The sequence below is a fragment of the Virgibacillus sp. AGTR genome (assembly GCF_016919725.2).
Lineage (GTDB): Bacteria > Bacillota > Bacilli > Bacillales > Amphibacillaceae > Virgibacillus > Virgibacillus salarius.
Map to the genome: position 1 here is coordinate 45841 of NZ_JAJERH010000006.1, position 26467 is coordinate 72307.

At 36.9% G+C, this 26467-nt stretch carries 25 protein-coding genes; all 25 read right to left on the reverse strand.

Annotated features, from left to right (window positions below):
* Positions 1–79 precede the first annotated feature (79 nt).
* Positions 80–322 carry a YlmC/YmxH family sporulation protein gene (locus JUJ52_RS04535; protein WP_026680942.1) on the reverse strand — a complete coding sequence of 81 codons (243 nt, stop codon included), beginning with the start codon at positions 320–322 and terminating at the stop codon, positions 80–82.
* Between the two features lie 454 nt (positions 323–776).
* Positions 777–2000: a M16 family metallopeptidase gene (locus JUJ52_RS04540; RefSeq protein WP_026680941.1), complete on the reverse strand. Its 1224-nt coding sequence runs from the start codon at positions 1998–2000 to the stop codon at positions 777–779.
* A 39-nt stretch (positions 2001–2039) separates the two neighbouring features.
* Positions 2040–2984, reverse strand: a complete 945-nt coding sequence (locus JUJ52_RS04545; RefSeq protein ID WP_026680940.1) for a polysaccharide deacetylase family protein — start codon at positions 2982–2984, stop codon at positions 2040–2042.
* A 139-nt stretch (positions 2985–3123) separates the two neighbouring features.
* Complete coding sequence (pnp, locus tag JUJ52_RS04550; protein WP_026680939.1) at positions 3124–5247, reverse strand: polyribonucleotide nucleotidyltransferase; 2124 nt, start codon at positions 5245–5247, stop codon at positions 3124–3126.
* Positions 5248–5418: 171 nt separating this feature from the next.
* Positions 5419–5688 carry a 30S ribosomal protein S15 gene (gene rpsO, locus JUJ52_RS04555; RefSeq protein WP_026680938.1) on the reverse strand — a complete coding sequence of 90 codons (270 nt, stop codon included), beginning with the start codon at positions 5686–5688 and terminating at the stop codon, positions 5419–5421.
* 126 nt (positions 5689–5814) lie between these two features.
* A complete protein-coding gene (locus JUJ52_RS04560; RefSeq protein WP_205388599.1) occupies positions 5815–6759 on the reverse strand; it encodes a bifunctional riboflavin kinase/FAD synthetase in 945 nt (314 codons plus the stop codon).
* A 21-nt stretch (positions 6760–6780) separates the two neighbouring features.
* The gene (gene truB, locus JUJ52_RS04565) at positions 6781–7674 is read right to left on the reverse strand and encodes a tRNA pseudouridine(55) synthase TruB (RefSeq protein ID WP_121605214.1); all 894 of its coding nucleotides are present in this window, start codon (positions 7672–7674) and stop codon (positions 6781–6783) included.
* 79 nt (positions 7675–7753) lie between these two features.
* On the reverse strand, positions 7754–8095 hold the full coding sequence (gene rbfA / locus JUJ52_RS04570; RefSeq protein ID WP_026680935.1) for a 30S ribosome-binding factor RbfA: 342 nt from the start codon (positions 8093–8095) through the stop codon (positions 7754–7756).
* Between the two features lie 41 nt (positions 8096–8136).
* Positions 8137–8415 carry a DUF503 domain-containing protein gene (locus JUJ52_RS04575; protein WP_121605215.1) on the reverse strand — a complete coding sequence of 93 codons (279 nt, stop codon included), beginning with the start codon at positions 8413–8415 and terminating at the stop codon, positions 8137–8139.
* The gene (gene infB / locus JUJ52_RS04580; RefSeq protein WP_205388600.1) at positions 8412–10562 is read right to left on the reverse strand and encodes a translation initiation factor IF-2; all 2151 of its coding nucleotides are present in this window, start codon (positions 10560–10562) and stop codon (positions 8412–8414) included. The genes JUJ52_RS04575 and infB overlap by 4 nt, the downstream gene beginning before the upstream one ends.
* A gap of 19 nt (positions 10563–10581) precedes the next feature.
* Positions 10582–10881, reverse strand: a complete 300-nt coding sequence (locus JUJ52_RS04585; RefSeq protein WP_026680932.1) for a YlxQ family RNA-binding protein — start codon at positions 10879–10881, stop codon at positions 10582–10584.
* Entirely contained in the window at positions 10871–11152 is a 282-nt protein-coding gene (gene rnpM / locus JUJ52_RS04590) for an RNase P modulator RnpM (RefSeq protein WP_026680931.1), read from the reverse strand. Before rnpM ends, JUJ52_RS04585 begins: the two co-directional genes overlap by 11 nt.
* Positions 11153–11165: 13 nt before the next feature.
* Positions 11166–12263 (reverse strand): transcription termination factor NusA, encoded by a 1098-nt coding sequence (gene nusA / locus JUJ52_RS04595; protein ID WP_026680930.1) that lies wholly within the window; start codon positions 12261–12263, stop codon positions 11166–11168.
* A 15-nt stretch (positions 12264–12278) separates the two neighbouring features.
* Positions 12279–12749 carry a ribosome maturation factor RimP gene (gene rimP / locus JUJ52_RS04600; protein ID WP_026680929.1) on the reverse strand — a complete coding sequence of 157 codons (471 nt, stop codon included), beginning with the start codon at positions 12747–12749 and terminating at the stop codon, positions 12279–12281.
* A gap of 312 nt (positions 12750–13061) precedes the next feature.
* Entirely contained in the window at positions 13062–17348 is a 4287-nt protein-coding gene (locus tag JUJ52_RS04605) for a PolC-type DNA polymerase III (RefSeq protein WP_205388601.1), read from the reverse strand.
* A 352-nt stretch (positions 17349–17700) separates the two neighbouring features.
* Positions 17701–18966 carry an RIP metalloprotease RseP gene (gene rseP / locus JUJ52_RS04610; RefSeq protein WP_026680928.1) on the reverse strand — a complete coding sequence of 422 codons (1266 nt, stop codon included), beginning with the start codon at positions 18964–18966 and terminating at the stop codon, positions 17701–17703.
* A 106-nt stretch (positions 18967–19072) separates the two neighbouring features.
* Complete coding sequence (locus JUJ52_RS04615) at positions 19073–19879, reverse strand: phosphatidate cytidylyltransferase (RefSeq protein WP_026680927.1); 807 nt, start codon at positions 19877–19879, stop codon at positions 19073–19075.
* A 14-nt stretch (positions 19880–19893) separates the two neighbouring features.
* Positions 19894–20664: an undecaprenyl pyrophosphate synthase gene (locus JUJ52_RS04620; RefSeq protein ID WP_026680926.1), complete on the reverse strand. Its 771-nt coding sequence runs from the start codon at positions 20662–20664 to the stop codon at positions 19894–19896.
* A gap of 208 nt (positions 20665–20872) precedes the next feature.
* Positions 20873–21421, reverse strand: coding sequence for a ribosome recycling factor (gene frr / locus JUJ52_RS04625; protein WP_026680925.1), 549 nt, complete (start codon positions 21419–21421; stop codon positions 20873–20875).
* Between the two features lie 2 nt (positions 21422–21423).
* Positions 21424–22146 carry a UMP kinase gene (pyrH, locus tag JUJ52_RS04630; protein WP_026680924.1) on the reverse strand — a complete coding sequence of 241 codons (723 nt, stop codon included), beginning with the start codon at positions 22144–22146 and terminating at the stop codon, positions 21424–21426.
* 101 nt (positions 22147–22247) lie between these two features.
* Positions 22248–23132 carry a translation elongation factor Ts gene (tsf, locus tag JUJ52_RS04635; protein WP_121605218.1) on the reverse strand — a complete coding sequence of 295 codons (885 nt, stop codon included), beginning with the start codon at positions 23130–23132 and terminating at the stop codon, positions 22248–22250.
* 95 nt (positions 23133–23227) lie between these two features.
* On the reverse strand, positions 23228–23974 hold the full coding sequence (gene rpsB, locus JUJ52_RS04640) for a 30S ribosomal protein S2 (RefSeq protein ID WP_026680922.1): 747 nt from the start codon (positions 23972–23974) through the stop codon (positions 23228–23230).
* 222 nt (positions 23975–24196) lie between these two features.
* Entirely contained in the window at positions 24197–24646 is a 450-nt protein-coding gene (locus JUJ52_RS04645) for a DUF6115 domain-containing protein (RefSeq protein ID WP_026680921.1), read from the reverse strand.
* A gap of 12 nt (positions 24647–24658) precedes the next feature.
* Positions 24659–24967: a hypothetical protein gene (locus JUJ52_RS04650; protein ID WP_026680920.1), complete on the reverse strand. Its 309-nt coding sequence runs from the start codon at positions 24965–24967 to the stop codon at positions 24659–24661.
* Positions 24968–24987: 20 nt separating this feature from the next.
* Entirely contained in the window at positions 24988–26361 is a 1374-nt protein-coding gene (locus JUJ52_RS04655; protein WP_205388602.1) for a flagellar assembly protein A, read from the reverse strand.
* Positions 26362–26467 lie beyond the last annotated feature (106 nt).

A 26467-nucleotide genomic window follows, 5' to 3' on the forward strand; every position in this document is an offset into this window, starting at 1 on the left:
CATCAAACATTTCAAAATAACTACTTGGCTTAACGCAGTCATTGCACTGATTTTATACTTTCTTAACTTATAAAAAACATTAATTTAATTTTTCTGTATCAATTATAATCATGTCCTCACCAACCTTTTTAATAGCACTCCAACGAATCTTTGTTTCCTCTCCTTCTTTTTTTAATCCAAACCATTTATAATTTGGTATAATAAATGATTCAATTTGTCCTGTAGTTTCATTTATTTCTAAATCCGTTTGACCAAGTATTCCTAAACGTGACCCTTCATTTACATTTACAATCTCCTTACCACTTATATCTTTATAGCGCATAAAAATATCTCCTCCAATCAAGCTTTATAACATATATATGCACAAAAAAAACACCTATGTTTCCATAGGCGAACAGCTTGTAGAGAATCTACCATTTATAGCCGAAAGTGAAAATCGAAAATCACCTTGCTCCAACAGACACGGAACAGAAAAAGATGCTTTGCCAACTAGCTGCTATAGCTACGTATATGCCATTTCTCTGATGCTTGACAAGCAACTTCTTTCCGTTCCATTTCTGTTTTGTATAAAGTGAAACTTCAATCCGTGGGGGTTTTGTTTTATCCCACACGGATTGTTAGTACCACAAGGATATGACCTAAAGGCCTTTGAACCATCGGACATTTACCGGCAGTCGATCCCCAATTACCAAAAGTGTCTCACTTTATTGCTTGAAGTGGTGGTATTACTGCCAAGTTATATGCGGGAAAAAATAATAATACTTTTTTCTAGTGAGTTAATTCTCAGTATCTGGAGCAATTAAGGCTATAGAAGGAGACTGCTGGAATATACTATCCATCACTTGATGGATAGAAGCATGCGAAACTTCATCAATCACCTGAACCATCTCATCTAAGCTACGATGCTGCTGTAATATTAACTCATTTTTACCATTACGGCTCATTCTACTATTCGTACTTTCTAGACTTAATAACAGGCTACCTTTCAGCTGTTCTTTGCTATTTTGTAATTCTTTATCCGTTAAACCGTTTTTACTAAACGTAGCAATAGTTCCTTCAATTACTTCTGTTAATTTGTCTAACTGATCTTTCCCTGTACCAGCATATATAGTTAACAATCCATTATCGATAAAGGAGGAATGATAGGAAAAAACAGAGTATGCTAATCCCTGTTTTTCACGGACATCCTGAAACAGTCGGGAACTCATACTTCCACCTAGAACGTTATTCATAATAATTAAACTATAAATATTTTCATCATCAACTGCCAAGCCATTATATCCCATACAAAGATGCGCCTGTTCTGTATCTTTTTGTCGTATCAGCTTTTCACTTACAAATGCTGGTTTTGTAAGTAAGGATGGTGAATGGTCTGTTTGATAATTACCAAAATAACCTTCTACCGCCTCGAGATAAGATGAATCCACATTACCCGCGATCGAGATTACTACATTTTGAGGAGTATATCTTTCTTTCATATAATTTCTTAATTCATCAGGTGTAAAGGATTTTACATGATCCATCGACCCTAAGATTGGAAAACCTAGAGGATGATTTCCATACGAAGCTCTTGCTAAATAGTCGTGCACGATATCATCTGGAGTATCTTCGTACATTTTTATTTCTTCATACACAACTTTCTTTTCTTTTTCCATTTCTTCTTCATCAAATGTTGAATTAAAAAACATATCTGCAAGAATCTCTAATGCTTTATCCTTATGTGTATCTAATACTTTTGCATAAAAGCAGGTATATTCCTTAGATGTGAAAGCATTTACTTGTCCACCTATTGCATCAAATTCTTCAGCAATATCTTGAGGTGAACGGTTTATTGTACCTTTGAAGAACATATGCTCTAAAAAATGTGAAATACCATTATTCGCTATTGATTCATTTCGTGAACCTGTCAATACCCATATACCTACTGTTACAGATCTTACAGCAGGAATAGGTTCTAATACTACGCGTAAGCCATTTTTACAAGTATGTTTTTCTATCAATGCATTTCCTCCTATGTGTGTAGATAATACATACCAATGCTACCTTTTTGCATCTAAAAGCTTTTCTATTGTACTAATTTTTAAGTCTTTATCTTTTATGGAAGTTATAAGCGAATTTAATCCTCGTTCAGTAGCAGCAGTTGGATGCATTAATACTGTCGCACCTGGATGAATCTTTTCATTTACTCGATTAAGCATAACAGAAACAGAAGGGTTCTTCCAATCAATTGTATCTACCGTCCAGAGAATGGTGTTCATATGTAATTGATGACTCACTTTCACTACTTGATCATTAAAACTTCCGCTTGGCGGTGCAAACCATTTTGGACTACTACCAATAATTGCCTTAATAATATCATTCGTTTGAACGATCTGATCAACTATGCTTTGATAATTCATTTTTGCCATATCTGGATGATTATACGCATGATTACCAATAACATGTCCTTGTTCATGGATCATTTTAACGAGATCTGCATGTTTTTTAGCCCATTTTCCTTCTATGAAAAATGTAGCCTTTACATTATGATCCTTTAACGTAGATAATATGTCTGGAATATATTCTTCCCCCCACGATACATTTATTAAGAAAGCCACCATTTTTTTCTTCGGATGACCACGATAAACTGGTGATGCTGGAAGGTCATCCAACGAAACTTCTGGAGATACTTGATCATACACCAATAAGGATTCGTCAAAAGTACCAGTTTCTTTCATTTTTTTATAAGATTTGTCAATATTTACTTTCAAACCATTTCTTCCTGGTGTTTTTTTCCAGACGTTATCAATATATGCATCTTCAGGTGATTCATTATACTTCTCAGCTTTCATTTCTATCTCCTTGTATAATGAATCCTCTGTTTTTACTGCTTCCATTATTTCAGATGTTTCTGTAATGGTAACAGGACTCTTTTGTATATCAAAAGTCAAACCGACTAAAATGATAAATACAAAGAAATGGATCATATGACGGAATCGGTGCATAGTTAAGTCCCCCTTTGCTTTCATTTATATGAAAGGAAGGGACAAGGTATGATTAATTTGCCAAACGTACCAGTTGTTTGACAGAATAATAATAGCAAAATAAAAAGAAACTGGTACGCCAGCTTCTTGTTTAAGACTCTTATGATTTTGATTTTTCAGCTGCTTCTTTACGTTCACGTTCTTCTTTTATAACAGCTTTTCTAGAAAGATTAACTCTCCCTTGATGATCAATTTCTTTTACTTTCACCATAATTTCATCACCAATGGAAACAGCATCTTCTACTTTATTTGTTCTTTCCTCTGCCAGTTCAGAAATATGCACTAAGCCATCTTTTCCTTTAAATAATTCAACAAATGCACCAAATTTTTCAATTCGTTTTACCTTACCAAGATACATTTGACCGACTTCAACTTCTCTCACTAAGTCTTCGATGATTTTTTTGGCTTTTTCGTTCATAGTTGCGTCCGTTGATGATATAAACACACTTCCATCTTGTTCGATATCTATTTTAACGCCAGTTTCATCAATGATTTGATTAATCTGCTTTCCGCTTGGTCCTATAACATCACGGATTTTATCAGGATTAATACTCATGGTAAGGATCTTTGGAGCGTATTCAGAGAGTTCATTTTTAGGCTCCCCAATTGTCGCAAGCATGGATTCAAGTATCTGCATCCGTCCTTTTTTCGCCTGGCTTAATGCTTCTTCTAAAATCTCCTGGGATAATCCGTCGATTTTAATATCCATCTGTAAGGCTGTTACCCCCTGTGCTGTCCCAGCTACCTTAAAATCCATATCTCCTAATGCATCTTCCATACCTTGAATATCAGTTAAAATAGTATAGTCTTCTCCAGATTTAACAAGTCCCATCGCTATACCAGCAACTGGTGCTTTAATTGGTACCCCTGCATCCATCATAGCTAGTGTCGAAGCACAAATGCTGGCTTGAGATGTAGATCCATTTGATTCTAAAACTTCGGAAACAAGCCGTATCGTATAAGGAAACTCCTTATCAGAAGGAACCACTTTTTCTAAAGCACGCTCACCTAACGCACCATGACCAATCTCCCTACGTCCTGGTCCTCTAATTGGTCCAGTCTCACCAACGCTGTACTGCGGAAAATTATAGTGGTGCATAAAGCGTTTAGACTCTTCCAAATCAAGTCCATCAAGAATTTGGACATCTCCTAATGCACCAAGCGTACAAACACTTAAAGCTTGTGTTTGGCCACGAGTGAACAGACCAGATCCATGTGTACGAGGTAGAACATTAATACGAGAGGATAATGGACGAATTTCATCAATCTTTCGACCATCAGGACGTATTTTCTCTTTTGTAATAAGTCGACGGACCTCTTCTTTTACTATTTTATCAAGAACCGCTTTTACTTGTTTAATTTGGTCTTTATCTTCTTCATCATAGCCTTCGATGATCGCATCTTTCACAGCACTAATTGCTTCTTCTCTTGCATGTTTTTCTTTCACTTGAATTGCTGCTAACAATTTTTCTTTCGCTTCTGCTTCCACTTTTTCAGCAATCTCATCTTTTATTTCAAATAAGATTACTTCTTGTTTAGCTAAACCAACTGCTTGTACAATCTCTTCTTGGAACGTCACCAATCGTTTTATTTCTTCGTGTCCAAACATGATTGCTTCAAGCATTACTTCTTCAGGTACTTCTTTTGCTCCAGCTTCAACCATGTTGATAGCATCCTTAGTACCAGCAACAGTGAGTTCAATATCGCTTAGTTCTTCCTGTTCAATCGTTGGATTAATAACGAATTTCCCATCCACTCGACCAACATTAACACCAGCGATTGGTTCTGCAAATGGTATATCAGAAACGCTCAATGCTATGGATGAGCCAATCATTGCTGCGATTTCTGATGGACAATCTTGATCCACACTCATGACTGTACTAATTACTTGAACCTCATTACGGAATCCATCCGGAAATAAAGGTCGGATAGGGCGATCAATTAATCGAGAAGAAAGGATTGCTTTTTCGCTTGGTCTTCCTTCACGCTTGATAAATCCTCCAGGTATCTTCCCAACTGCATACAAGCGCTCCTCATAATTTACAGTAAGCGGGAAAAAAGGTAAATCTTTTGGTTCACTTGATGCCGTTGCTACGGATAACACAGCAGTATCGCCATAGTGAATCATACATGCACCATTTGCTTGTTTTGCTAATTCTCCTATTTCGACGGTAAACTTCTTACCGGCAATTTCTGTAGAAAATAGGTGTTTGTCATCTGCCATTAGTTATAGTACTCCTTTCAATAAACATTCTACCACTCATTTTATAGTTTATAAGCATGATTGTAAATTTTATGTAGGTAAAAAAGTGGAACTTCATAAGAACGGCTCATTACCAAATGACATGCTCTTCCAATGTAGAAAAAAAAGCAGGATTTCTCCTGCTTTTTAAATCTATCGGCGTAGGCCAAGATTTTTAATTAATTCACGATAACGAGTAACGTCTTTTTTACGAAGATAGTTAAGTAAATTACGACGTTTACCAACCATTTTCAAAAGACCACGACGTGAATGATGGTCTTTTTTGTGAACACGTAAATGTTCATTTAGTGTTGTAATTTCTTCAGTAAGTACAGCAATTTGTACTTCTGGAGAACCAGTATCACTCTCATGAATTTTGTATTCATTGATAATTTCATTCTTACGTTCTTGTGTAATAGCCATCTGGCTCACCTCCTAATAATCTTTTTAGCCCCATTCCCCTAGCAATCGTCGGAGTTACGTATTGCCAAGCGATGGTTTTACGTTTTTAATCGTACACTTTTTTTCAGGAAAATGCAAGGGGATTGATCAACAATTCTTAGTGAAATAATTGCGAATTTTCACCTCATCCTCTGCGATTTTCTTAATAAGCTGTGCGGCTCCAGCAAATTTTTGTTCTTCTCGAATAAATGCATGAAATTCCACAAGAAGCTCATCACCGTAGAGATCATTGTTATAATCAAATATGTTCACTTCAAGGACAGGCTCTAGCAAATCTGGTGTAAAGGTTGGATTCACTCCAAGGCTCGCCATACCCTCATACCTTTCATTTTTATAGATTATTTTCACCGCATAGACACCGGTTTTCGGCAACAGTGCATCACGATTTGTGTCGATATTCGCTGTTGGGTAACCCAACGCTTTTCCTCTCTGTTCCCCTTTAATAACAATACCATCTACGATTAATGGTCTGCCTAAGAGTTCATTCGCCTTTTCTATCTGACCTTTTTTTAAGCATTCCCGTATTCTTGTTGAGCTAATTTTCTCATTATCTAGTTCTACTTTGCTAATCGTAGTATACGAAAATGCATCAGCCGCATGCTCTTTAATCGTTTCCATATTTCCTTTCCCTTTATGTCCATAGGAAAAATCAAACCCTGCTACAACATGCTTTATATTCAATCCCTTTATAAAATGATCTATAAAACCTTGAGGAGATAAAGAAGCTAATTCTTTATTAAATTTAATAATATAGAGTCTATCTACTCCAAGCCGCTTCAGAATTTCCTTCTTTTCACGTAATGGTGTTATGTATTTAACATGTTGCGCATCTTTTTTTAATACAACAGAAGGGTGAGGAAAAAAAGTGATAACTGCGCTTTCCATATTTCTATTTTTTGCTTCAGATACAGCTGTTTGGATCACCCGCTGATGTCCACAATGTATTCCGTCAAAAAAACCAATGGCTGTTACGGTTTCTGGTAGCTCGTTAAAAACTAATGCATGTGGATACTCTAATTCAAATGTTCGCATATTGCTTCACCTACACTTTTATTATCTGCTAAAAACACGAATTGGCTTCATCATTTCAGGGTTGTCAGGATGGATCTGATAGACTGCCAACAATTCATCCTGATACATTACTGTAAATGGATTTGTCGTTAATTTATACGTGTACTGCAGTTTTTGACCATGGAGTACTTTCTGTTTTGTATCTCGATCGACACGTAAGCAATCAAGATGTAAAAGTCCTTGTTCGATCGGCTGCAGAAGATCGGCTTCCTTTTTATTTCTGACCGCCTCCTCTATTGTAGCAAATGTCACGGTATTTTTCTTTGAAAAAGCACCGGTTGCCTCTCTAGTTAACTCAGCCATATGTGCAGGGTAACCCAATGCTTTTCCAATATCCACACATAGAGTTCTAATGTACGTTCCTTTCGAGCAGATCACTTTGAAAGAGATTGTATCTTGCTGTTGCTCATCTTCAGAAAGTTGCATGAGCTCATAGATATATACATGTCGTATTGGTCTTTCAACTGTCTCATTAGCGCGTGCATATTCATAAAGCTTCTTACCATTTACCTTAACAGCAGAATACATGGGGGGAACTTGTTCGATTTCCCCTAGAAATGAGGGTAATACTTCTTCTATTTGTTGCACATTTGGACGATATACTACCTCTTTCTCCTCGATGACTCTTCCTGTTGCATCCTCTGTATCTGTTGCTTGTCCGAGCTTTAACTTGGCAATATACGTTTTTTTAGTATCCGTTAAAAAAGGAACAATTTTGGTTGCTTGTCCAATACAAATAGGCAGTACCCCTTCAACATCCGGATCAAGGGTACCTGTATGACCTACTTTTTTGGTATGAAATAATTTACGAATTTTAAAGACGCAATCATGAGATGTCAAGCCTTTTGGCTTCCACAATGGCAGGATTCCATCCATTTAAAAAACCTCCGTTTATTTTCTGTACATGAAGGGAAAAATCTGACCTATTTATAAATAGGTCAGATTTTTGCAATCATCACTTATTCAAATCCCTAAGGATTGTTTCAATACGATTACCATATTCATAAGCCTCATCAAACTCAAACATGAGTTCAGGTGTTTTTCGTAACCGAATACGATGGCCAATTTCTGATCGAATAAAGCCCTTGGCCTTCGCTAAACCTAGTAATGTATCTTGCTTTTGCTTTTCATCCCCAAGAACAGATATAAATATTTTTGCTTGTTGTAAATCTCCAGTAACCTCAACATCCGTTACAGTAACAAAACCTACTCGAGGATCTTTGATTTTTCGAGTAAGAATTTCACCTAATTCCTTTTTCATCTGTTCGGCTACTCTATTTGCACGTAAATCAGCCAATTCAATCACCTCATGTATAACTCCTTGCAGAACAAGAGACTTTAAATTCGTTCTACTTCGGTAATAGTTCGCTCAAGTTCAGTATATGAATCAATTACGTTTATTACTCCTTGAATTATCTGTTGCGCATGCTTCTGCTCATTGGAAATAGTAACAATTCCAAGTTTCGTTCGCTGCCAAAGATCATGATAATCCAATTCAGTAACTGCAACATTATAGTCATTTTTTAATTTTGCAATTAAACGCTTAATGACAGAACGTTTCTGCTTTAACGAATTCCCTTCATACATCATGCACTCAACTTCAGCATAAATGATCATGTACGCTCAATTTCCTCCATTACAAATGCTTCAATAATATCGCCTTCTTTAATATCATTAAAGTTTTTAATCGTTACACCACACTCATAATTCTGTGCCACTTCCTTCACGTCATCTTTAAAGCGTTTTAGGGCAGCTATTTCACCTTCAAATAATACTACTCCATTACGAATTAAGCGTACTCCAGCATCTCTTGTAATCTTACCATCAGTTACATAGCTTCCAGCAATGGTACCAATTTTAGATACCTTGAATGTTTCTCTTACTTCCGCTTGACCAATAACCTTTTCTTCAAACTCAGGATCAAGCAGCCCTTTCATTGCTGCCTCTACTTCTTCAATTGCTTTATAAATGACACGATGTAAACGAACATCTACTTTTTCTGACTCAGCAGCTTTTTTCGCATTCGCATCTGGACGAACATTAAAGCCAATTACGATAGCATTAGATGCTGCTGCTAGGATAATATCAGACTCAGTAATGGCACCAACACCGGTATGAATAATTTTAATATTTACTCCCTCTACTTCAATTTTTCGTAACGAAGAGGCAAGTGCTTCCGCAGAACCCTGTACATCTGCTTTAATAATAATGTTTATTTCCTTCATATCTCCTTGTTTGATTTGTTCAAACAAGTCATCTAGACTAACCTTCGTTTGTTCACCACGATTTTCTTGTATTTGCTTTTGCTGACGTGCTTCACCAATTTGACGAGCTTTTTTCTCATCTTTAAATACAAGAAATTGATCACCAGCTTGCGGAACATCATTCAAACCAGTTATTTCTACAGGTGTAGACGGTCCAGCATTGTTAACTCGCTTACCTAGATCGTTAACCATTGCACGTACTCGTCCATGTGTATTACCTACAACAATCGAATCACTAACATGCAATGTACCATTCTGGACTAATAATGTAGCAACAGAACCTCGTCCTTTATCAAGCTGTGCATCAATCACAGTACCAAATGCTGTTGTATGTGGATTTGCCTTTAGTTCTTCTACTTCTGATACGAGAACGATCATTTCGAGTAGTTCGTCAATACCTTCACCTTTTATAGCTGAAAGATTAACAAAGATCGTATCTCCGCCCCAATCTTCAGGAATTAATTCATATTCTGTGAGCTCCTGCATAACCCGATCTGGGTTTGCGCCTTCTTTATCCATCTTATTAACTGCTACTATAATTGGAACTTCTGCAGCTTTTGCATGGTTAATTGCTTCAACAGTCTGTGGCATAACTCCATCATCAGCAGCAACTACTAAGATGGCTACGTCCGTTACTTGAGCACCTCTTGAACGCATACTTGTGAAAGCGGCATGACCAGGAGTATCGAGAAATGTAATTTTCTTGCCATCGTTTTCAACCTGATACGCACCAATATGCTGTGTGATCCCACCTGCTTCCCCGGCAGTCACTTTCGTATGGCGGATAGAATCTAATAACGTCGTTTTCCCATGGTCCACATGCCCCATTATCGTTACAACAGCTGGTCTTTCAATTAAATCCTCTTGCTTATCTTCCTCAATATACTTATCGAAATCCGTATCCTCAAGGATAATTTCCTTTTCAACTTCTACATCGAATTCAGCGCAGATTAATTCAATAGTATCATCATCTAAATCTTGGTTTTTCGTTGCCATTACGCCAAGGAACATTAGCTTTTTAATAATTTCTGACGCTTCTTTATTTAATTTCTCGGCCAATTCACTTACCGTTAGCTTATTATGATAGGTAATGTGTTTAGGTGTCTCCTTTTTAACTGGTTGTGAATTCCCAACGGGCTTATTTCCTTTACCCTTTTTACCTTTTTTACCTTGAAATTTTTGCTGTTTATTTGGTTTGTTATTATTCTGATGGTTCTTTTTGTTTTGTTGTGGAGAATTATGATTGGATTTCCCTTTGTTCTCCTTCTTACCTTTATGTTCCGTTTTATCGCTACGTTGTTCCGCTGGCTTGTCGGATTTCATTGAAGCCTGTGATTTATTATCTGACTTAAAATGATTATCTAGTTTCGCTATAACATCTGAAGAAATAGTAGACATATGGTTACTAACCTCTACATTAATCCCTTTCAAAAATGTCACTACATCCTTACTTGATGTATTATTTTGTTTTGCATATTCATATACACGCATTTTACTCATACGTTCACCCCCGAATTTATTACCCGAGTAACGATTTGAACTTCGCAGCAAACCCTGCATCTATAATTGCAATGGCTACTCTTTGGGCTTTGCCAATAGCTTTCGATATCGTATCTCTGTCGTCCACTATGACATATGGAATTTCATAGGTTTTACATTTATCCGTTAATTTTTTTCGTGTTTGCGGACCTATATCGTTCGCTAACAATACTAGTTTTGCCCGATTGGATCGAATTTCTTTAAGTATTGCATCTTCACCAAGTACACACTTACCTGCTCGATGAGCAAGACCTAACAAATTTAAATAATTACTTTTCATGATTCTTACCTGTTATCAGCGCTTTAAGTTCTTCAAATATGCTAGCATCGATGTCAGCATTTAAATGGCGACTAAGGACACTTGATTTTTCTGCCTTTGCAATAACATCCAAATCCTTTGATACATATGCGCCTCTTCCATTTTTTTTACCAGTGGGGTCTACAAACACTTCCCCTTCCTTATTACGCACAACTCGAATTAAATCTTTTTTTGGCATCATTTCATTTGTTACTACACATTTACGTGTAGGTATCTTTCTTTGTTTTGTCATTTAATGATCCCCCTTATTCAAACAAGCTTTCCTCATTGTCGGAATAAGTCTCATCCGCTTCATCCAATAAGCCTTCATCACGTGCTTCGGACTCACTTTTAATATCAATTTTCCATCCAGTGAGCTTAGCAGCAAGTCTCGCATTTTGACCACGCTTGCCAATAGCTAATGATAATTGATAGTCAGGAACAATGACAGTTGTCGCTTTTTCCTCTTCATTCACTAATACTTCAACAACTTTAGATGGGCTTAACGCATTTGAAACATATACTGTTGGATCTTCAGACCATTCTACTACATCAATTTTTTCTCCTTTTAATTCGTTTACAATTGCTTGCACACGCTGGCCTTTTTGTCCAACACATGAACCTACCGGATCAATTTCTGGATCTGGCGCGTAAACAGATATTTTAGAGCGGTCTCCTGCTTCCCTAGCAACGGACTTGATTTCGACAATGCCGTCATAGATTTCTGGAACTTCCATTTCAAATAATCGTTTTAATAACCCTGGATGTGATCTTGAAATATAGATTTGTGGGCCTTTGCTTGTATTTTCAACCTTTGTCACAAAAACCTTGATTCGGTCATGAATATAATATTCCTCCGTTGGCATTTGTTCAGCCTCAGCAAGTTTAGCTTCTATTTTTCCAAGGTTCACATAAACGAAGCGTGCGTCCTTTCGTTGAATAATTCCCGTCATTACATCTTCTTCACGGTCTGAATACTCTGAGAAAATCACACCTCGCTCTGCCTCGCGAACACGTTGTGTTACGACCTGTTTGGCGGCTTGGGCAGCAATCCTTCCGAAGTCTTTTGGTGTTACTTCTACCTCTACGACATCGTCAACCTGATAATTAGGATTAATTTTCTTTGCCTCTTCTAATGATAACTCTTGCTGTGTATCTTCTACTTCATCGACAACCGTTTTTCTAGAGAAAACGCCCATTTTCCCAGTTTCTTCATTTAGTTCCACACGTACGTTTGTAGCTGATTTAAAGTTTTTCTTATATGCAGAAATCAAAGCAGCTTCTAACGCTTCCAATAGAATGTCCTTATCAATACCTTTTTCTTTTGCTAAATAATCAATTGCATCAAACAATTGCGTGCTCACTTTTCTTTTCCCCCTTTAGAACGTTACAGCAAGTCTAGCCTTTGCTATTTTACTATACGGTATTTCTACTGTTAATTTGCGTGTTTTCACCTTATATTCTATCGTTAGCACATCATCTACAAAACGCTTGAGAACTCCTTCATATGACTTCTCGCCATCTACGGGCTCATATAGCTTTACATAAATATTGCTATTTATATGTTTCTCGAAGTCCTCTTTTGATTTTAATGGACGTTCTACTCCTGGAGATGATACTTCCAAAAAGTAAGCTTCCGATATTGGATCGGTTTCATCTAACTTTTCACTCAACTCTTCAGACACTTCTCCACATTCTGAAATATCTACTCCGCCATTTTTATCAATATAAACTCGAAGGAAACGATTTTTTCCTTCTTTCACATACTCAATATCGACAAGCTCTAAGTTCTTTTTCTCTAGAATAGGTAGAACTAGCTCTTCCGTTGTCTTAATTACTTGAGAACTCAATACATATCCTCCTTTATGCTGTTGTTTACTTACTAGTATGAACAAATCATTCCTATTTCATTTGAGTGAACTGCCTCCATCAATATAAAACCCCTGCCGTAAGGAGTGGCAAGGGAAGTCATTGAGCAAAGTAGAGGTATGAAGAAAGAGTGGGCTGTCACCCACTCTTTAAAAACGTTCGTATCATTACTTACCAAAATAAGTATATCATATGGATAAATACGACGCAAGTTTACGTGCATGTAGGAATAGTATATCCATTACAACCCCCAAATAAACTTAAAATGGAGAAGCTCAGCCAACAGAATTACACTAGAATAGTGATAATTGGTTTTTCTCAGCCATTCCTTCTAAACAGCCGTGATTATCCAAATACTCCAAAACTGTTTTTGAAATTTTGCTACGTTCTCTTAAATCTTCTTTTGACAAAAATTCTCCTTCTTCTCTAGCCTTTACAATATTTATTGCAGCATTAGTACCCAATCCATCCACAGCATTAAATGGAGGAATGAGCGCATCACCATCTACAATAAATTCAGAAGCACTCGATTTATATAAATCCACTTTTTTGAATGAAAAGCCTCTTTCGCACATTTCTAATGACAATTCGAGTACGGTTAGTAAATTCTTTTCTTTAGGCGAAGCATCATTTCCTTTTGCTGTGATCGTCTCAATACGATTACGTATCGCATTAGAGCCTTTGATCATTGTGTCCAATTCAAAGTCATCTGCACGCACCGTGAAGTAAGCGGCATAAAAGAAAATCGGATGATGAACTTTAAAATATGCGATTCGCACTGCCATTAACACATATGCAGCAGCATGTGCTTTAGGGAACATATATTTAATTTTTTTGCATGATTCAATATACCAGTCTGGTACATCATGTTTTTTCATTTCAGCAATCCAATCATCTTGAAGCCCCTTACCTTTACGAACAAATTCCATGATCTTAAACGCTAGCGAAGCATCAAGTCCTTTATGCATTAAATACACCATAATATCATCGCGGCAACCAATTACATCAGGTAACTTACAAATACCATCATTAATCAATTCTTGAGCATTTCCTAGCCATACATCTGTACCGTGAGACAGTCCCGATATAATTACCAATTCTGCAAACGTATTAGGCTTCGTATCTTCTAGCATTTGCCGAACAAACTTTGTTCCAAATTCTGGAACTCCTAATGTGCCCGTCTTACAATTAATTTGTTCTGCGTTAACCCCAAGTGCTTCTGGTCCTGAAAATATAGTCATCACATCAGGATCATCCGTTGGTATTGTTTTCGGATCAATTCCGCTAAGATCTTGAAGCATTCTAATTACTGTCGGATCATCGTGTCCGAGAATATCTAACTTTAATAAATTATCATGGATAGAGTGAAAGTCAAAATGTGTCGTTCGCCATTCACTATTCCGATCATCTGCTGGAAATTGAATTGGAGTGAAATCAAATATTTCTTTATCATCTGGCACAACAATGATACCACCTGGGTGTTGCCCAGTTGTACGCTTCACTCCTGTACATCCTTGCACTAATCGATCTACTTCCGCATTTTTATAAACAAGTTGTTTATCAGATGCAAAACCTTTCACATACCCATAAGCAGTTTTTTCTGCAATCGTACCAATTGTCCCAGCTCGATAAACATTATCTACTCCGAACAGCTCTTTTGTAAAATTGTGAGCACGGGGCTGATAATCACCTGAGAAGTTTAAATCAATATCTGGAACCTTATCTCCTTTAAATCCTAAGAACGTTTCAAATGGTATGTCTTGACCATCCTTCGTTAATGGCTTATCACAATTTGGACATGTTTTATCAGGTAAGTCAAAACCACTACCTACAGAACCATCCGTTATGAATTCATTATAATGGCAAGCTTCACATACATAATGTGGAGGTAAAGGATTGACTTCAGTTATTTCTGTCATTGTAGCCACAAAGGAAGAACCAACAGAACCACGTGATCCAACTAAATAACCATCATCTAACGATTTCTTAACCAGTTTATGAGAAATCAAATAGATAACTGCAAAACCGTGACCAATAATGCTTTCCAATTCCTTTTCCAAACGATTGGTTACAATCTCTGGAACTGGATCACCGTAAATTTTTTTCGCACGCGTGTAACACAAATCTCTCATTTCTTGATCAGCGCCTTCAATCGTTGGTGTGAATAATCCATCCTTTACTGGGGAAATGTCTTCTATCTCCTCAGCAATCATAGCCGAATTAGTAACTACAATTTCCTTCGCTTTCGCTTCTCCTAAAAAGTGAAAAGCTTTCAGCATCTCATTTGTTGTACGGAATGGTGTTTTAGGTAATGTTACTCGATTTAATGGATTTCCTGCTTGTGAAGCAACTAAAATTTGGCGATATACCTGATCATGATCATGAAGATAATGGACATTTCCAGTTGCAACTACTCGCTTTCCGATTCTGTCGCCTAACTTTACTAGTTTCTTTAAAATATCTAAGATCTGTGCTTCGTTTTGCACAAGGTCCTTCTCGATTAAATGGGTGTAATTAGCAGGTGGCTGCACTTCTATATAATCATAAAATTCCGCTACACTTTCCGCCTCTTCTTCGGACTTCTGCATGATTGTCTCAAATACTTCACCTTGATCACATGCTGAACCAATTAATATACCTTCCCGATACTTTTGTAATAAAGATCTAGGAATTCGAGGAACTCGATAGAAATAATCAATGTGTGCATGAGATACTAATTTATATATATTCTTTAAACCCTCTTGAGTCTTCGCAAGTAAAATACAGTGAAAAGGACGTGATCGTTGATATGCATTTCCTTCACCCATGTGATTATTTAATTGATTATGATTCGTAATTTCTTTTTTTAGTAATGCTTGCACTAACTTCCATAACAAATAACCTGTTGCCTCTGCATCATAAATAGCTCGGTGATGTTGAGTAAGCTCAATATCAAGATGTTTACATAACGTATTTAAACGATGATTTTTCAATTGTGGGAATAAAAATCTAGCAAGCTCTAATGTATCAATGACAGCATTATCTGCTTTGTTATAATTTATTTTCTTAAATCCTTGGTTTAAGAATCCCATATCAAAACTAGCATTGTGAGCTACTAATATATCGTTCCCCATCCAGCTATGAAAATCTTTTAATACATCTTCCACCTCAGGTGCATCTTGTACCATCTCATCCGTAATTCCTGTTAAATCTGTAGTTGTCTGAGACAAGGGATGATGTGGATTAGCAAAAGATTCAAATCGATCAACGATCTCACCTTGATGAATTTTCACAGCAGCTAATTCAATGATTGTATCATATACTGCCGAAAGACCCGTTGTTTCCACGTCGAATACAATGTATGTGCCTGTCTCTAAGTCAAGATTCTTTTCATTATAGGCAATTGGCACGCCATCATCTACTAAATTTGCTTCAACACCATATAACACTTTAATTCCATTCTTTTGGCCTGCTGCATAAGCATCTGGAAAGCCTTGTACACCTGCATGATCTGTAATAGCAACTGCTTTATGACCCCATTTTGCAGCTTGTCCAATCAAATTTGCTGGCGATACGACTGCATCCATCTGGCTCATTGTTGTATGAGCATGTAATTCCACTCTTTTTTCTTCATCCGGCGCATCATCCATACGAGGTGCTACTTTCACTTCCTGAATATCATTAGCCATCATGGCCAATTCATTCGTATACATGTCCGTTTGTATACTCCCTCTCGCCTTAATCCACATCCCCTTTTTAGCTGCTTCAAATTTCTCTGCATCCTCATCGCCTTTGGAAAACATTTTGATTTGAAGAGAATCGGAATAGTCGGTGGCCTTGATTATCAGCAAGCTTCTACCAGAACGTAGCTTACGTATTTCGGATGAAAATATATAGCCCTGAACGGTTATTCGCCGTTCCTCTTCTTGGATTTCTTCCATTCTTATCGGTTCATCCTGAATTTTATATCCAAGCATAAGTGGCTTATTATCATTTTGTCCGTTGTTCTGATCCCGCTTTTCTTTTTCTTGTACGGTTTTTAGTACTAGCTGTTGATCCTCTAAAGCTTTTTGTTCCTTAAATTTCTGGAAATCAGCTTCCTCCGTCTTTACTTCCATTTGCATTGCATACAACGGCAGCCCAGTTTTTTGGCAATAACTTTTAAAGGTTGTTTCAAGTCGTTTTTTCAGTGCAGTAGCTTCAGCTTCATTCCTAGCTGTTAAAATGATGTTATTATTTTGAATTTGAGGAATTTGATTTTGCACCATTTCTTTATATGCTGGAGACAAATTTGTAAGTGACTGTATAAAGTGCTGCCAATATTTTACTGTCGTATCCGTATCACAAGATTTTTCATTCGTAACAATAGAAATGTCTACCTCTGCAATTTGTTGGAAGCTGTTACGCAGTTTACTTTCAAACACTTGGTATACTTCCCACGGTAGCACTTGTTCTGTATTAATATGAAAATGCCATGTTTTAGACTGTTTATACACTTCCAATTTATCTAAATAGCTATTCTCAAAATATGGGAGATGCTCCTGAGTAATATCCAATTGTTTTAAAAGTACATCCATCTTTTCTTTTTTAGAGATATTCATTTTCATCCTCCTACCCCTCACCCTTACTAGAAAGAATAACCTTCAGGAAGGGATCATTCATCTCATACATTAATTATAGTGAACCATCACTGTATTGACCAATCATTCATTTTTACATAGTGGAAACCCTTGCCAACACTTATTTGACAAGGGTTTTCTTGTTGTCTAGGAAATTATAAAATTAGCCTATGTGGGTAATTATGGGCGTGTTGAACCGCGTCCAGCTAGGCGACTTCACGAATCGCAATACGATAAGGCGTCATCGGCTCGATTCCTTTATCCTAGCTGACTCGCTCCAGTCGCTACGGGAGCTTGGACTTTTGCTCAAAATTTTTGATTACCACGGTAGCCACTATAGAAATAATTCCTGAATATCATTCCATGTAACAATGATCATAAGAAGCATGAGCAAAGCAAAACCGACGAAATGAAACAATCCTTCCTTTTCTGGAGAGATTGGTTTCCCTCTCACAGCTTCTATTCCTACAAATAACAGTCTCCCTCCATCTAAAGCTGGAAGTGGAACTAGATTGACGATTCCTAAGTTAATACTTAGCATGGCCGTCCACATTAAAAAGTTCATAAATCCAGTTTGAACAATTTGATCTGTTGCATCATATATACCAACAGGTCCTGATAATGTTTCAATTGGTAATTGTCCAGTAATTAGCATGGCTAAGTTAGTTACTATTAATTTTGTTGTTTCAAATGTTTGCGTAAAACCATATGTTATTGTGCCGAGAACCGATTTCTCGAACCCTTGGTATACTCCGATCTGTCCATATGAACCTTGACCTTCTTGTCCAGGCACCTCTGCTGGAACAATCGTTAATGGAACTTCTTCCCCATTACGAAGTACAACAATATCTAGTTCTTCCCCAGGGTTCTTTCTTACAATGGAAGTAAATTCCTTCCACGTTGAAACCGATTGATCTTCTATCTTGATAACCTCATCATCGCTCTTCATACCTGCTTCTTGAGCAGGGCTATCTGGTTGTATTTGCCCCATTTTTGCCTCTTCAACCGGAACTCCTTGAATAAGTCCAAGTATTAAAAAGATAACAATTGCAAGAACAAAATTCATCATAGGACCAGCAAAAAGCTGCATAGCACGTTGACCTATCGTTTTGGAGGCAAATTGACGATCATACGGAGCGATTTGCGTTTCTCTTTCATCCATTACAAAAAATGCCTTCGGATCGACTTCGAAGCTAAGTTTTTCGTCTTGCTCATCAACCTCATAGCCTTCAATTCGTAATTTGTGATCTAAGTCCGCATGTTCTACTTCAATAATACGAGCATTTGGGTGCTTCGATTTATGATTTACAATAATCTTATTTACTTTTCCTGCATCGTTAAATTCAAGACCAACATGGTGGCCTGGTTTCAATTCGATAATTTCTGGATCCTCTCCAGCAACTCGGACATATCCACCGATTGGAAGGAGCCGTATTGTATATACAGTTTCATTTCTAGTAAAAGCAAATATTTTCGGACCAAAGCCGATCGCGAATTCTCTAGCGAGCATACCTGCGCGTTTTGCAAAAATTAAATGGCCCCATTCATGGATAAACACGAGTAAGCCAAACATGAATATAAAAGCGATAACTGTGTTCAAAGAAAGCACCTTCCTTTAGAGGATAAATTAATAACCTTTTATCTGTGAATTCTTACCTATACTAGTATATTATAGACATCCTACAAATATTTATTGCCTGCATTGTTTAGTTAAAAAAACCAACCAAATGTAATATAGGCATTACAAACAATAAACTATCAAACCGGTCTAATATACCTCCATGTCCTGGTAATACATTTCCTGAATCTTTTACTTCATAGTGACGTTTAAATGCGGACTCGACTAAGTCACCAATTTGACCAAAAATAGATGCCAATAGAGATACACTAATAATTGCTAGAAATGAATCTTCTATTGGATGAATAGCCTGAAAGATCACGCCAACAACAATTGCTAAAAAAACGCCTCCTAGCGCACCCTCAACCGTCTTATTCGGACTGATTTTTGGCCAAAGCTTCCGTTTACCGAATGCTCGTCCAAAAAAATATGCACCTGTATCTGTTGCCCAAATAATAAGAAATACGTAAAGTATCGTTGCTAATGCGTCGGTGCTTTCAGGTCCAACTCGCGCTTCAATTAAATAATAAAATCCCATTCCTACATAAATAGCTGATAAAAGCACTACTCCAGCATGATCAAAAGTAAACTTGTTCTTAACGAGTACCGTATACGATAATAAGAGTAGTACCATTAGCATAATGACTTCTGACTTTGTAAACCAAGCTAAAGGAGTTAAATCTGTATTACTCTCTTGCATCAAAATTAACCACACTAATCCAATTCCTAAGATGGATGGAATGGAATACTTGGAAATTTTACCCATTCTTATCAATTCAACAAAGCCAATTGTGGCCATTGCATAAACCAAAAGTTGAAAAGGCATCCCTCCGATAATGACAAAGGGCACAAATATAATTAGCGCAATAATGGCTGTAATAATTCTTTGTTTCATCGCAATTCCTCACCTTAAATTCCGCCATAGCGTCGTTGACGTTGCTGATACTCTTGAATAGCTTCTTGAAATACTTCTTCCGAAAAATCTGGCCAAAGGACATCGGTAAACCAGAATTCGGTATAGGCTAACTGCCATAAAAGAAAGTTACTTAGTCGTTGTTCGCCACTTGTACGAATTAATAAATCCGGATCACTTAATCCCTGCGTATATAGATATTTAGAGAAGATTTGTTCATCCAATGAATCAATGCTTAGTTTGGAACCATCAATATCTGTCATAATCTGTTTTATCGCTTGCATTATTTCATCTCTACTTCCATAGTTTAAAGCAAAATTAAGCAATAATCCATCATTACCCTTTGTTTTATCAATAGCGTATTGAACAGCTTTTTTCGTATGCGTAGGCAAAGATTCAAAATCTCCAATTGTTTGAATTCGAACATTTTTCTCCATTAACTCTGGTAAATGAATATGTAGGAATTCTTTCGGCAACTTCATCAAATATTCTATTTCAGGCTTAGGTCTTTTCCAATTTTCAGTTGAAAAAGCATAAAGGGTTAGTACTTTTATGTTCGACTTATAAGCAGCTCGCACTACTTTTACTACTGAATTAACCCCTTCCTTATGACCTGCAATTCTTGGTAGGGCACGTTTCTTAGCCCATCTTCCATTTCCATCCATTATTATGGCTACATGATTGGGGATGTTCTCGGTCTCCATCTCCATTTGTTTATCGTTCGATGTCTTTTGTTTATTTTTTATAAAAGGAAGTCTAATTGACATTTTTTGTCCTCCGAATGCTGTTGATTATCCATATCATGATTCTACAACTATCATCTATATGTAAACCGCATTGATTATATGCCAGTCCATTCTGGATAAATCATCATTATATCACCAAATCATTTTATATTATAACGATTTTGGCATAAGAATACAAAAGCCCCCTTAAACAAGAGGGCTTATACATCTTATTTTACACGGTATTAGACTAAACTTCCATAATTTCTTTTTCTTTATCTTTAGCAAGTTGATCTATTTTTGCAATATGATTATCGGTTACCTTTTGAACTTCATCTTGGGCACCTCGTAATTCATCCTCAGGCAGACTATCGTCTTTTTTCAATTGATCATTGGCTTCACGACGAATATTTCTTACTTGCACACGAGATTCCTCCGCGTATTTTCCAACTACTTTCACTAAATCTTTTCTGCGTTCCTCAGTTAGTGTTGGGATATTAATGCGAATCACATTCCCATCACTAGAAGGTGATAATCCTAAATCGGCTTTTTGAATTGCTTTTTCTACATCGGAGATGGCGGATTTATCATACGGTGTAATAACCAATAAACGTGCCTCAGGTGCCGTTACGGAAGCTAACTGATTTAACGGTGTAGATGTACCATAATAATCAACATATACACTATCTAACAAATTAGGGTTTGCTCTACCTGCTCGAACAGTTGCTAAATTTTTCGAGAATGCTTGAACTGCTTGCTCCATTTTTTCTTTCATTTGTTTCATAATACCTTCAGACATCTTTATTTCCCCCTTATCGTAGTTCCAATATTATCTCCTTGGACTACTCGTTTAATATTTCCTTCTTCCATAATAGAAAAAACAACTAATGGAATATCATTATCCATACATAATGTGGAAGCAGTAGAATCCATAACTCCTAGTCCTTCATTCAGCATTTCCATATAAGATAGATTTTCATATTTTTGCGCATCTTTATTAACCTTTGGATCATCTGTATATACGCCATCTACATTATTCTTAGCCATAAGGATTACTTCAGCTTCGATTTCAGCTGCGCGTAAAGCAGCAGTAGTATCAGTTGAAAAGAAAGGATTTCCTGTACCGGCAGCAAAAATGACAACACGTTTTTTCTCCAAATGACGAATTGCTTTTCTCCTTATGTATGGCTCAGCCACTTGTCGCATTTCGATTGATGTCTGTACTCTAGTAGGTATACCCATATTTTCCAGTCCATCTTGAAGTGCTAGAGAATTCATAATTGTTGCTAACATTCCCATATAGTCAGCAGTAGCACGATCCATACCCATTTCACTACCAACCTTGCCTCGCCAGATATTTCCACCACCTACGACGATTGCGATCTCAACATCTAACTCGGCAACTTCTTTCACTTGATTAGCGATAGACTGAATAATTTTAGGTTCAATGCCATATCCTTGTTCGCCACTTAAAGCTTCTCCACTTAATTTAAGTACGATTCTACGGTAACGAGCTGTTGTCATAATAACCTCCATAGAAATTTGATATTGTTTTGTAGTTTTGTTCACTTGGGGATAGATGGAGAAATAGGGAACAACTATTGTGCTCCCTATTGACCTACCATTTATTTTTTAATTTGGCTCATTACTTCATCAGCGAAGTTTTCATCACGTTTTTCCATACCTTCGCCAACTTCATATCGTACAAATGTTTGTACAGATGCGCCCTTATCCGTTACATATTTTTTCACTTTTTGATCTGGATCTTTAACGAAGCTTTGTTCTAATAAACAAATTTCTTCAAAGAATTTACCAAGGCGTCCTTCAACCATTTTTTCGACAATATGTTCTGGCTTACCTTCATTTAAAGCTTGAGCTTTTAATACTTCACGCTCATGGTTTACCTCTTCATCAGATACAGCATCACGTGATACATAACGAGGGTTTACTGCTGCTACATGCATCGCAACATCTTTCGCTACTTGCTCGTCTGTTGTACCTTCTAGTAGCGTTAATACACCGATGCGGCCACCCATATGCAAATACTCACCAAATGCGTCGTTGTCTGTTTTTGACAAGATTGTAAAACGGCGTAGCGATAATTTCTCACCAATTTTTGCAACAGCAGAATTAATGTAATTCTCTACAGTGTCTCCACTACCATCCATTTCTTGTTGCAACGCTTCTTCCAGCGTTGCAGGGTTACGATTAAGTAAATGTTTTGCTAAATCAGAAAGTAATTGTTTAAACTGATCATTCTTGGTTACGAAATCTGTTTCACAGTTAACTTCTAAAAGAACTGCTTTATTACCGTCTATTTCAATGTACGTTGAACCCTCCGCAGCAATTCGGTCAGCCTTCTTCGCTGCTTTTGAAATTCCTTTTTCACGAAGATAATCAATTGCTTTCTCAATATCTCCGTCCGTTTCTTGTAGCGCTTTTTTACAATCCATCATACCTGCGCCAGTTTTTTCACGTAATTCTTTTACCATTTTTGCAGTAATAGCCATAAAAATCCTCCTTTGGATAATCAATGTAGTATCTCGTTCTTTAAAAAAGGTGATAAAAGGCTCTTATCCTCTTATCACCCTCACCTTTCAATTGATTACTCTTGTTCTGTTTCAGAATCGGTTGCTTCCTGTTGCTCTTCTTGCACTTCTTCTGTTTCTTCCCCTTGTTTCACCTCTAAAATAGCATCTGCCATTTTTGAAGTCAAAAGTTTCACCGCACGAATAGCATCATCGTTTGCAGGAATTACATAATCAATTTCATCAGGGTCACAGTTTGTATCCACAATTCCGATAATCGGAATATTTAATTTATGCGCCTCTGCAATCGCAATTCGTTCTTTACGTGGATCAATGACAAACAATGCATCAGGTAGTTTATTCATTTCTTTAATTCCACCAAGGAATTTAACTAGGCGATCTTTTTCTTTTAATAAGTTAACAACTTCTTTTTTAGGTAACACTTCAAATGTGCCATCTTCTTCCATACGTTCGATATCTTTCAAACGATTGATACGTTTACGAATTGTTTGGAAGTTAGTAAGTGTACCACCTAACCAACGTTGGTTTACATAGTACATACCAGAACGAGTTGCCTCATCACGCACAGAGTCTTGTGCTTGTTTTTTTGTACCTACGAAAAGGATTGTACCACCATCAGCTACAACATCCTTTACATAATTGTACGCTTCATCAACCTTCTTCACTGTTTTTTGAAGATCAATGATATAAATTCCGTTACGCTCTGTAAAGATGTATTTTTTCATCTTTGGATTCCAGCGACGGGTCTGATGTCCAAAATGTACACCAGCTTCAAGTAATTGCTTCATTGAAATTGCTGACATTAAAAATTCCTCCTAAATGGTTTTTTTCCTCCGTTTAGATCATTTTTGCAAACAGACCATTTACATGGCACCACATTTACAAATCACTAAACGTGTGTATTTATTACTTGCTCAACCTACGAAGAACATAGTATTCACACCAAAAAATAATATATCATAAGCATGAAGACTTATCAAGTCAAACATATGAATTTTTTCGTATTTATGTGCATAAAATTAATGCTATGCATGCTTACCAGCCATTTTGATAATCAATTCAGCCTCCGTCTTTCCACAATTTAATTGCCGAGCAATTTCTGTAATAGATAACCCTTTGCTATACAGATGTAATATCCTTGCTTGTAAAGAGGCTTCTACTTGATCATCCTCGTGAACCTCTGGCTCGTATTCGGAATGAGCTTGCTGTATTTCTCCAGCCCTTTTAGAATCCTGTGTGGCAGAAGCCTCAGATACCTCTTTGGACTTTCTATCTCTATGTGTAGTTAACTGATTTATCAATCTGTCATTTTCCTCTTTCAATTCTTCTAGATAGTTGTCGAGGAGAGAATTTATTTCTTCAGAACTTATTTGGTTTGGCTGATTTGGCTGCCTTACCTGTTTTAATAATTGATAAATAGCAGCAAAGGCAATAATATGTAACAAAAAGCTGATAATTAATAAAAACGATGTCATTGAATCCCTCTTTTATCCATTAAAATCTACACGTTTTCCTAAATAAGGATGACGCCATTCTTTTCGTTCTCGCTCTTTTTCTTCATCTTTTGCTTGAATAGAAGCGTTCAATCTTTTTTGATCTTGTTGCTGTTTCCATTTTAATTGCTGAAGATCCTTTGACCCCATTACTCGTTTCCGTTTTAGCTCTTCTTGTTGTAGCTGTGTTTGGGCAAGTGATGTTTGGAAATTCTCATTTTGTTTTAGCATTTGCTCTTGCATTTTACCTGCATCCTGAGAACGAGGAATAGCAACTTGTAATTCTATCGATTTCCAACCCATAAAATCTACACCCCTTACGGCTATTCGAATAATGGATAAATAACAATCTCATTATCTACTAAATGCATTTTCACAAAATGTTGATTGTCTTTGATAATTCGTCGATATTTTCCAAATGCAACGATTACATTCGAAAAAATATAATTTCTTACAATTAATTCTGCATAATGTTCACTACCTATACTGGAGTTGAGTTTATCAAGTTGCAATGTTACTTCTTCAAGTTGTTCATTCGTTTTGTTCCATGAATTCTTTTGACGAAGTAGGGTGATGCGGAGCTTTGGATTTTGCTCAATATCTCTTTGCTTTATTTTTTCGCCTAATATTCTTAATTTCGACAGCGTATCTTCTAATTCCTTTTTTTTCTCTTGTAACTGCCTTTCCTTCGTTTCAATGGATTTATCTACACCGAATATAATCTCTGTTTCCGTGCTAAGACGATTACCAATGTCCTTTGCTTCTATCGATTTACCTGCAGAAAGGGCACCTCCTATAATGTTCCCTTTTTGACAGAAAACATGACCCTTGACCGTACAGTTACTATGTAGAATGGAGTTTTCTACATATAAATCTTGTCCAGCAACAGCGATGCCTTGATTAATATAGCCAATTTTAATGGATTCGTCCGCTCTTATAGTTCCTTTTGCTTGGCCAGCCAAGCCCTCTGATACATAAACAGAACCTCCAGCAATCACCGTAGCCGCCTCAACCATACCAAATATTTTAACATCACCTTTTGCCTTGACTGTATATCCAGTGGGAACATCTCCATGAATAATAATGGTTCCTACAAAATCAAGATTTCCATTTTTCATGGATAATGTTTCTTCTACTTCAAATACAGGCTGAATTTGGATCCACTTGTCGACCTTACTTAATTGCCCCTCAGATGCAGCATAAAAGGATTGATCTTCCTCCCGATATACAACATTTTTCCCGGCCTTTACAACCGCTGGTCTTCCAGGTCGAGCGGCAATTTTTGTACCATCAATCGTATACCCACATTCACCTTCGGATGGGTCATACAGCTCTGCAATTTTTTCCCCTTTTCTCACAGTAGGAATCCGCATAACATCCCTGAAATTCCAATTACGATCACGAACGATATCTGTTGTAAAATCAGAGATATATTGCAAAACCCCATCTTTACCATGTTTCACTTGCTTCCCTTTTGCAACCGTTATTGGAAAGGTTATTTCCGACAAATTACTAGAAAGTTGAGATATTGATTCCTCCATGACTCCATATAAAATTCGATGATCTCGTAAGAATTGACGAATTTCCTCATCCGAAATACTACTAATTTCTCTCTCTATTTGTTCTTTCGTATCTAACTGTGCGACCATCTTATCCTTAGAAATAGTTACTTGAAAGATATCATCTAATTGACCCACTTGTATTTCCTCCTTTTACTTCCACATCATCCCGTTATATGGATTTTAAAAAGTGAGGAGAAAAGATATATCGAATGATTGCTAATGTTGTATTCCATTCATTATG

Coding starts and splice junctions, on each gene's coding strand:
- rpsB (WP_026680922.1), bottom strand. CDS start 23,974: ATGTCAGCAATTTCAATGAAGCAATTACTTGAAGCTGGTGTACATTTT.
- infB (WP_205388600.1), bottom strand. CDS start 10,562: ATGAGTAAAATGCGTGTATATGAATATGCAAAACAAAATAATACATCA.
- JUJ52_RS04620 (WP_026680926.1), bottom strand. CDS start 20,664: ATGTCAATTAGACTTCCTTTTATAAAAAATAAACAAAAGACATCGAAC.
- JUJ52_RS04545 (WP_026680940.1), bottom strand. CDS start 2,984: ATGCACCGATTCCGTCATATGATCCATTTCTTTGTATTTATCATTTTA.
- JUJ52_RS04645 (WP_026680921.1), bottom strand. CDS start 24,646: ATGACATCGTTTTTATTAATTATCAGCTTTTTGTTACATATTATTGCC.
- JUJ52_RS04585 (WP_026680932.1), bottom strand. CDS start 10,881: ATGAAAAGTAATTATTTAAATTTGTTAGGTCTTGCTCATCGAGCAGGT.
- frr (WP_026680925.1), bottom strand. CDS start 21,421: ATGTCTGAAGGTATTATGAAACAAATGAAAGAAAAAATGGAGCAAGCA.
- pnp (WP_026680939.1), bottom strand. CDS start 5,247: ATGGCAGATGACAAACACCTATTTTCTACAGAAATTGCCGGTAAGAAG.
- truB (WP_121605214.1), bottom strand. CDS start 7,674: ATGGATGGAATCCTGCCATTGTGGAAGCCAAAAGGCTTGACATCTCAT.
- JUJ52_RS04560 (WP_205388599.1), bottom strand. CDS start 6,759: ATGCGAACATTTGAATTAGAGTATCCACATGCATTAGTTTTTAACGAG.
- JUJ52_RS04575 (WP_121605215.1), bottom strand. CDS start 8,415: ATGATCATTTATGCTGAAGTTGAGTGCATGATGTATGAAGGGAATTCG.
- JUJ52_RS04535 (WP_026680942.1), bottom strand. CDS start 322: ATGCGCTATAAAGATATAAGTGGTAAGGAGATTGTAAATGTAAATGAA.
- tsf (WP_121605218.1), bottom strand. CDS start 23,132: ATGGCTATTACTGCAAAAATGGTAAAAGAATTACGTGAAAAAACTGGC.
- JUJ52_RS04605 (WP_205388601.1), bottom strand. CDS start 17,348: ATGAATATCTCTAAAAAAGAAAAGATGGATGTACTTTTAAAACAATTG.
- JUJ52_RS04615 (WP_026680927.1), bottom strand. CDS start 19,879: ATGAAACAAAGAATTATTACAGCCATTATTGCGCTAATTATATTTGTG.
- JUJ52_RS04650 (WP_026680920.1), bottom strand. CDS start 24,967: ATGGGTTGGAAATCGATAGAATTACAAGTTGCTATTCCTCGTTCTCAG.
- rpsO (WP_026680938.1), bottom strand. CDS start 5,688: ATGGCTATTACACAAGAACGTAAGAATGAAATTATCAATGAATACAAA.
- pyrH (WP_026680924.1), bottom strand. CDS start 22,146: ATGACAACAGCTCGTTACCGTAGAATCGTACTTAAATTAAGTGGAGAA.
- rnpM (WP_026680931.1), bottom strand. CDS start 11,152: ATGACAAAACAAAGAAAGATACCTACACGTAAATGTGTAGTAACAAAT.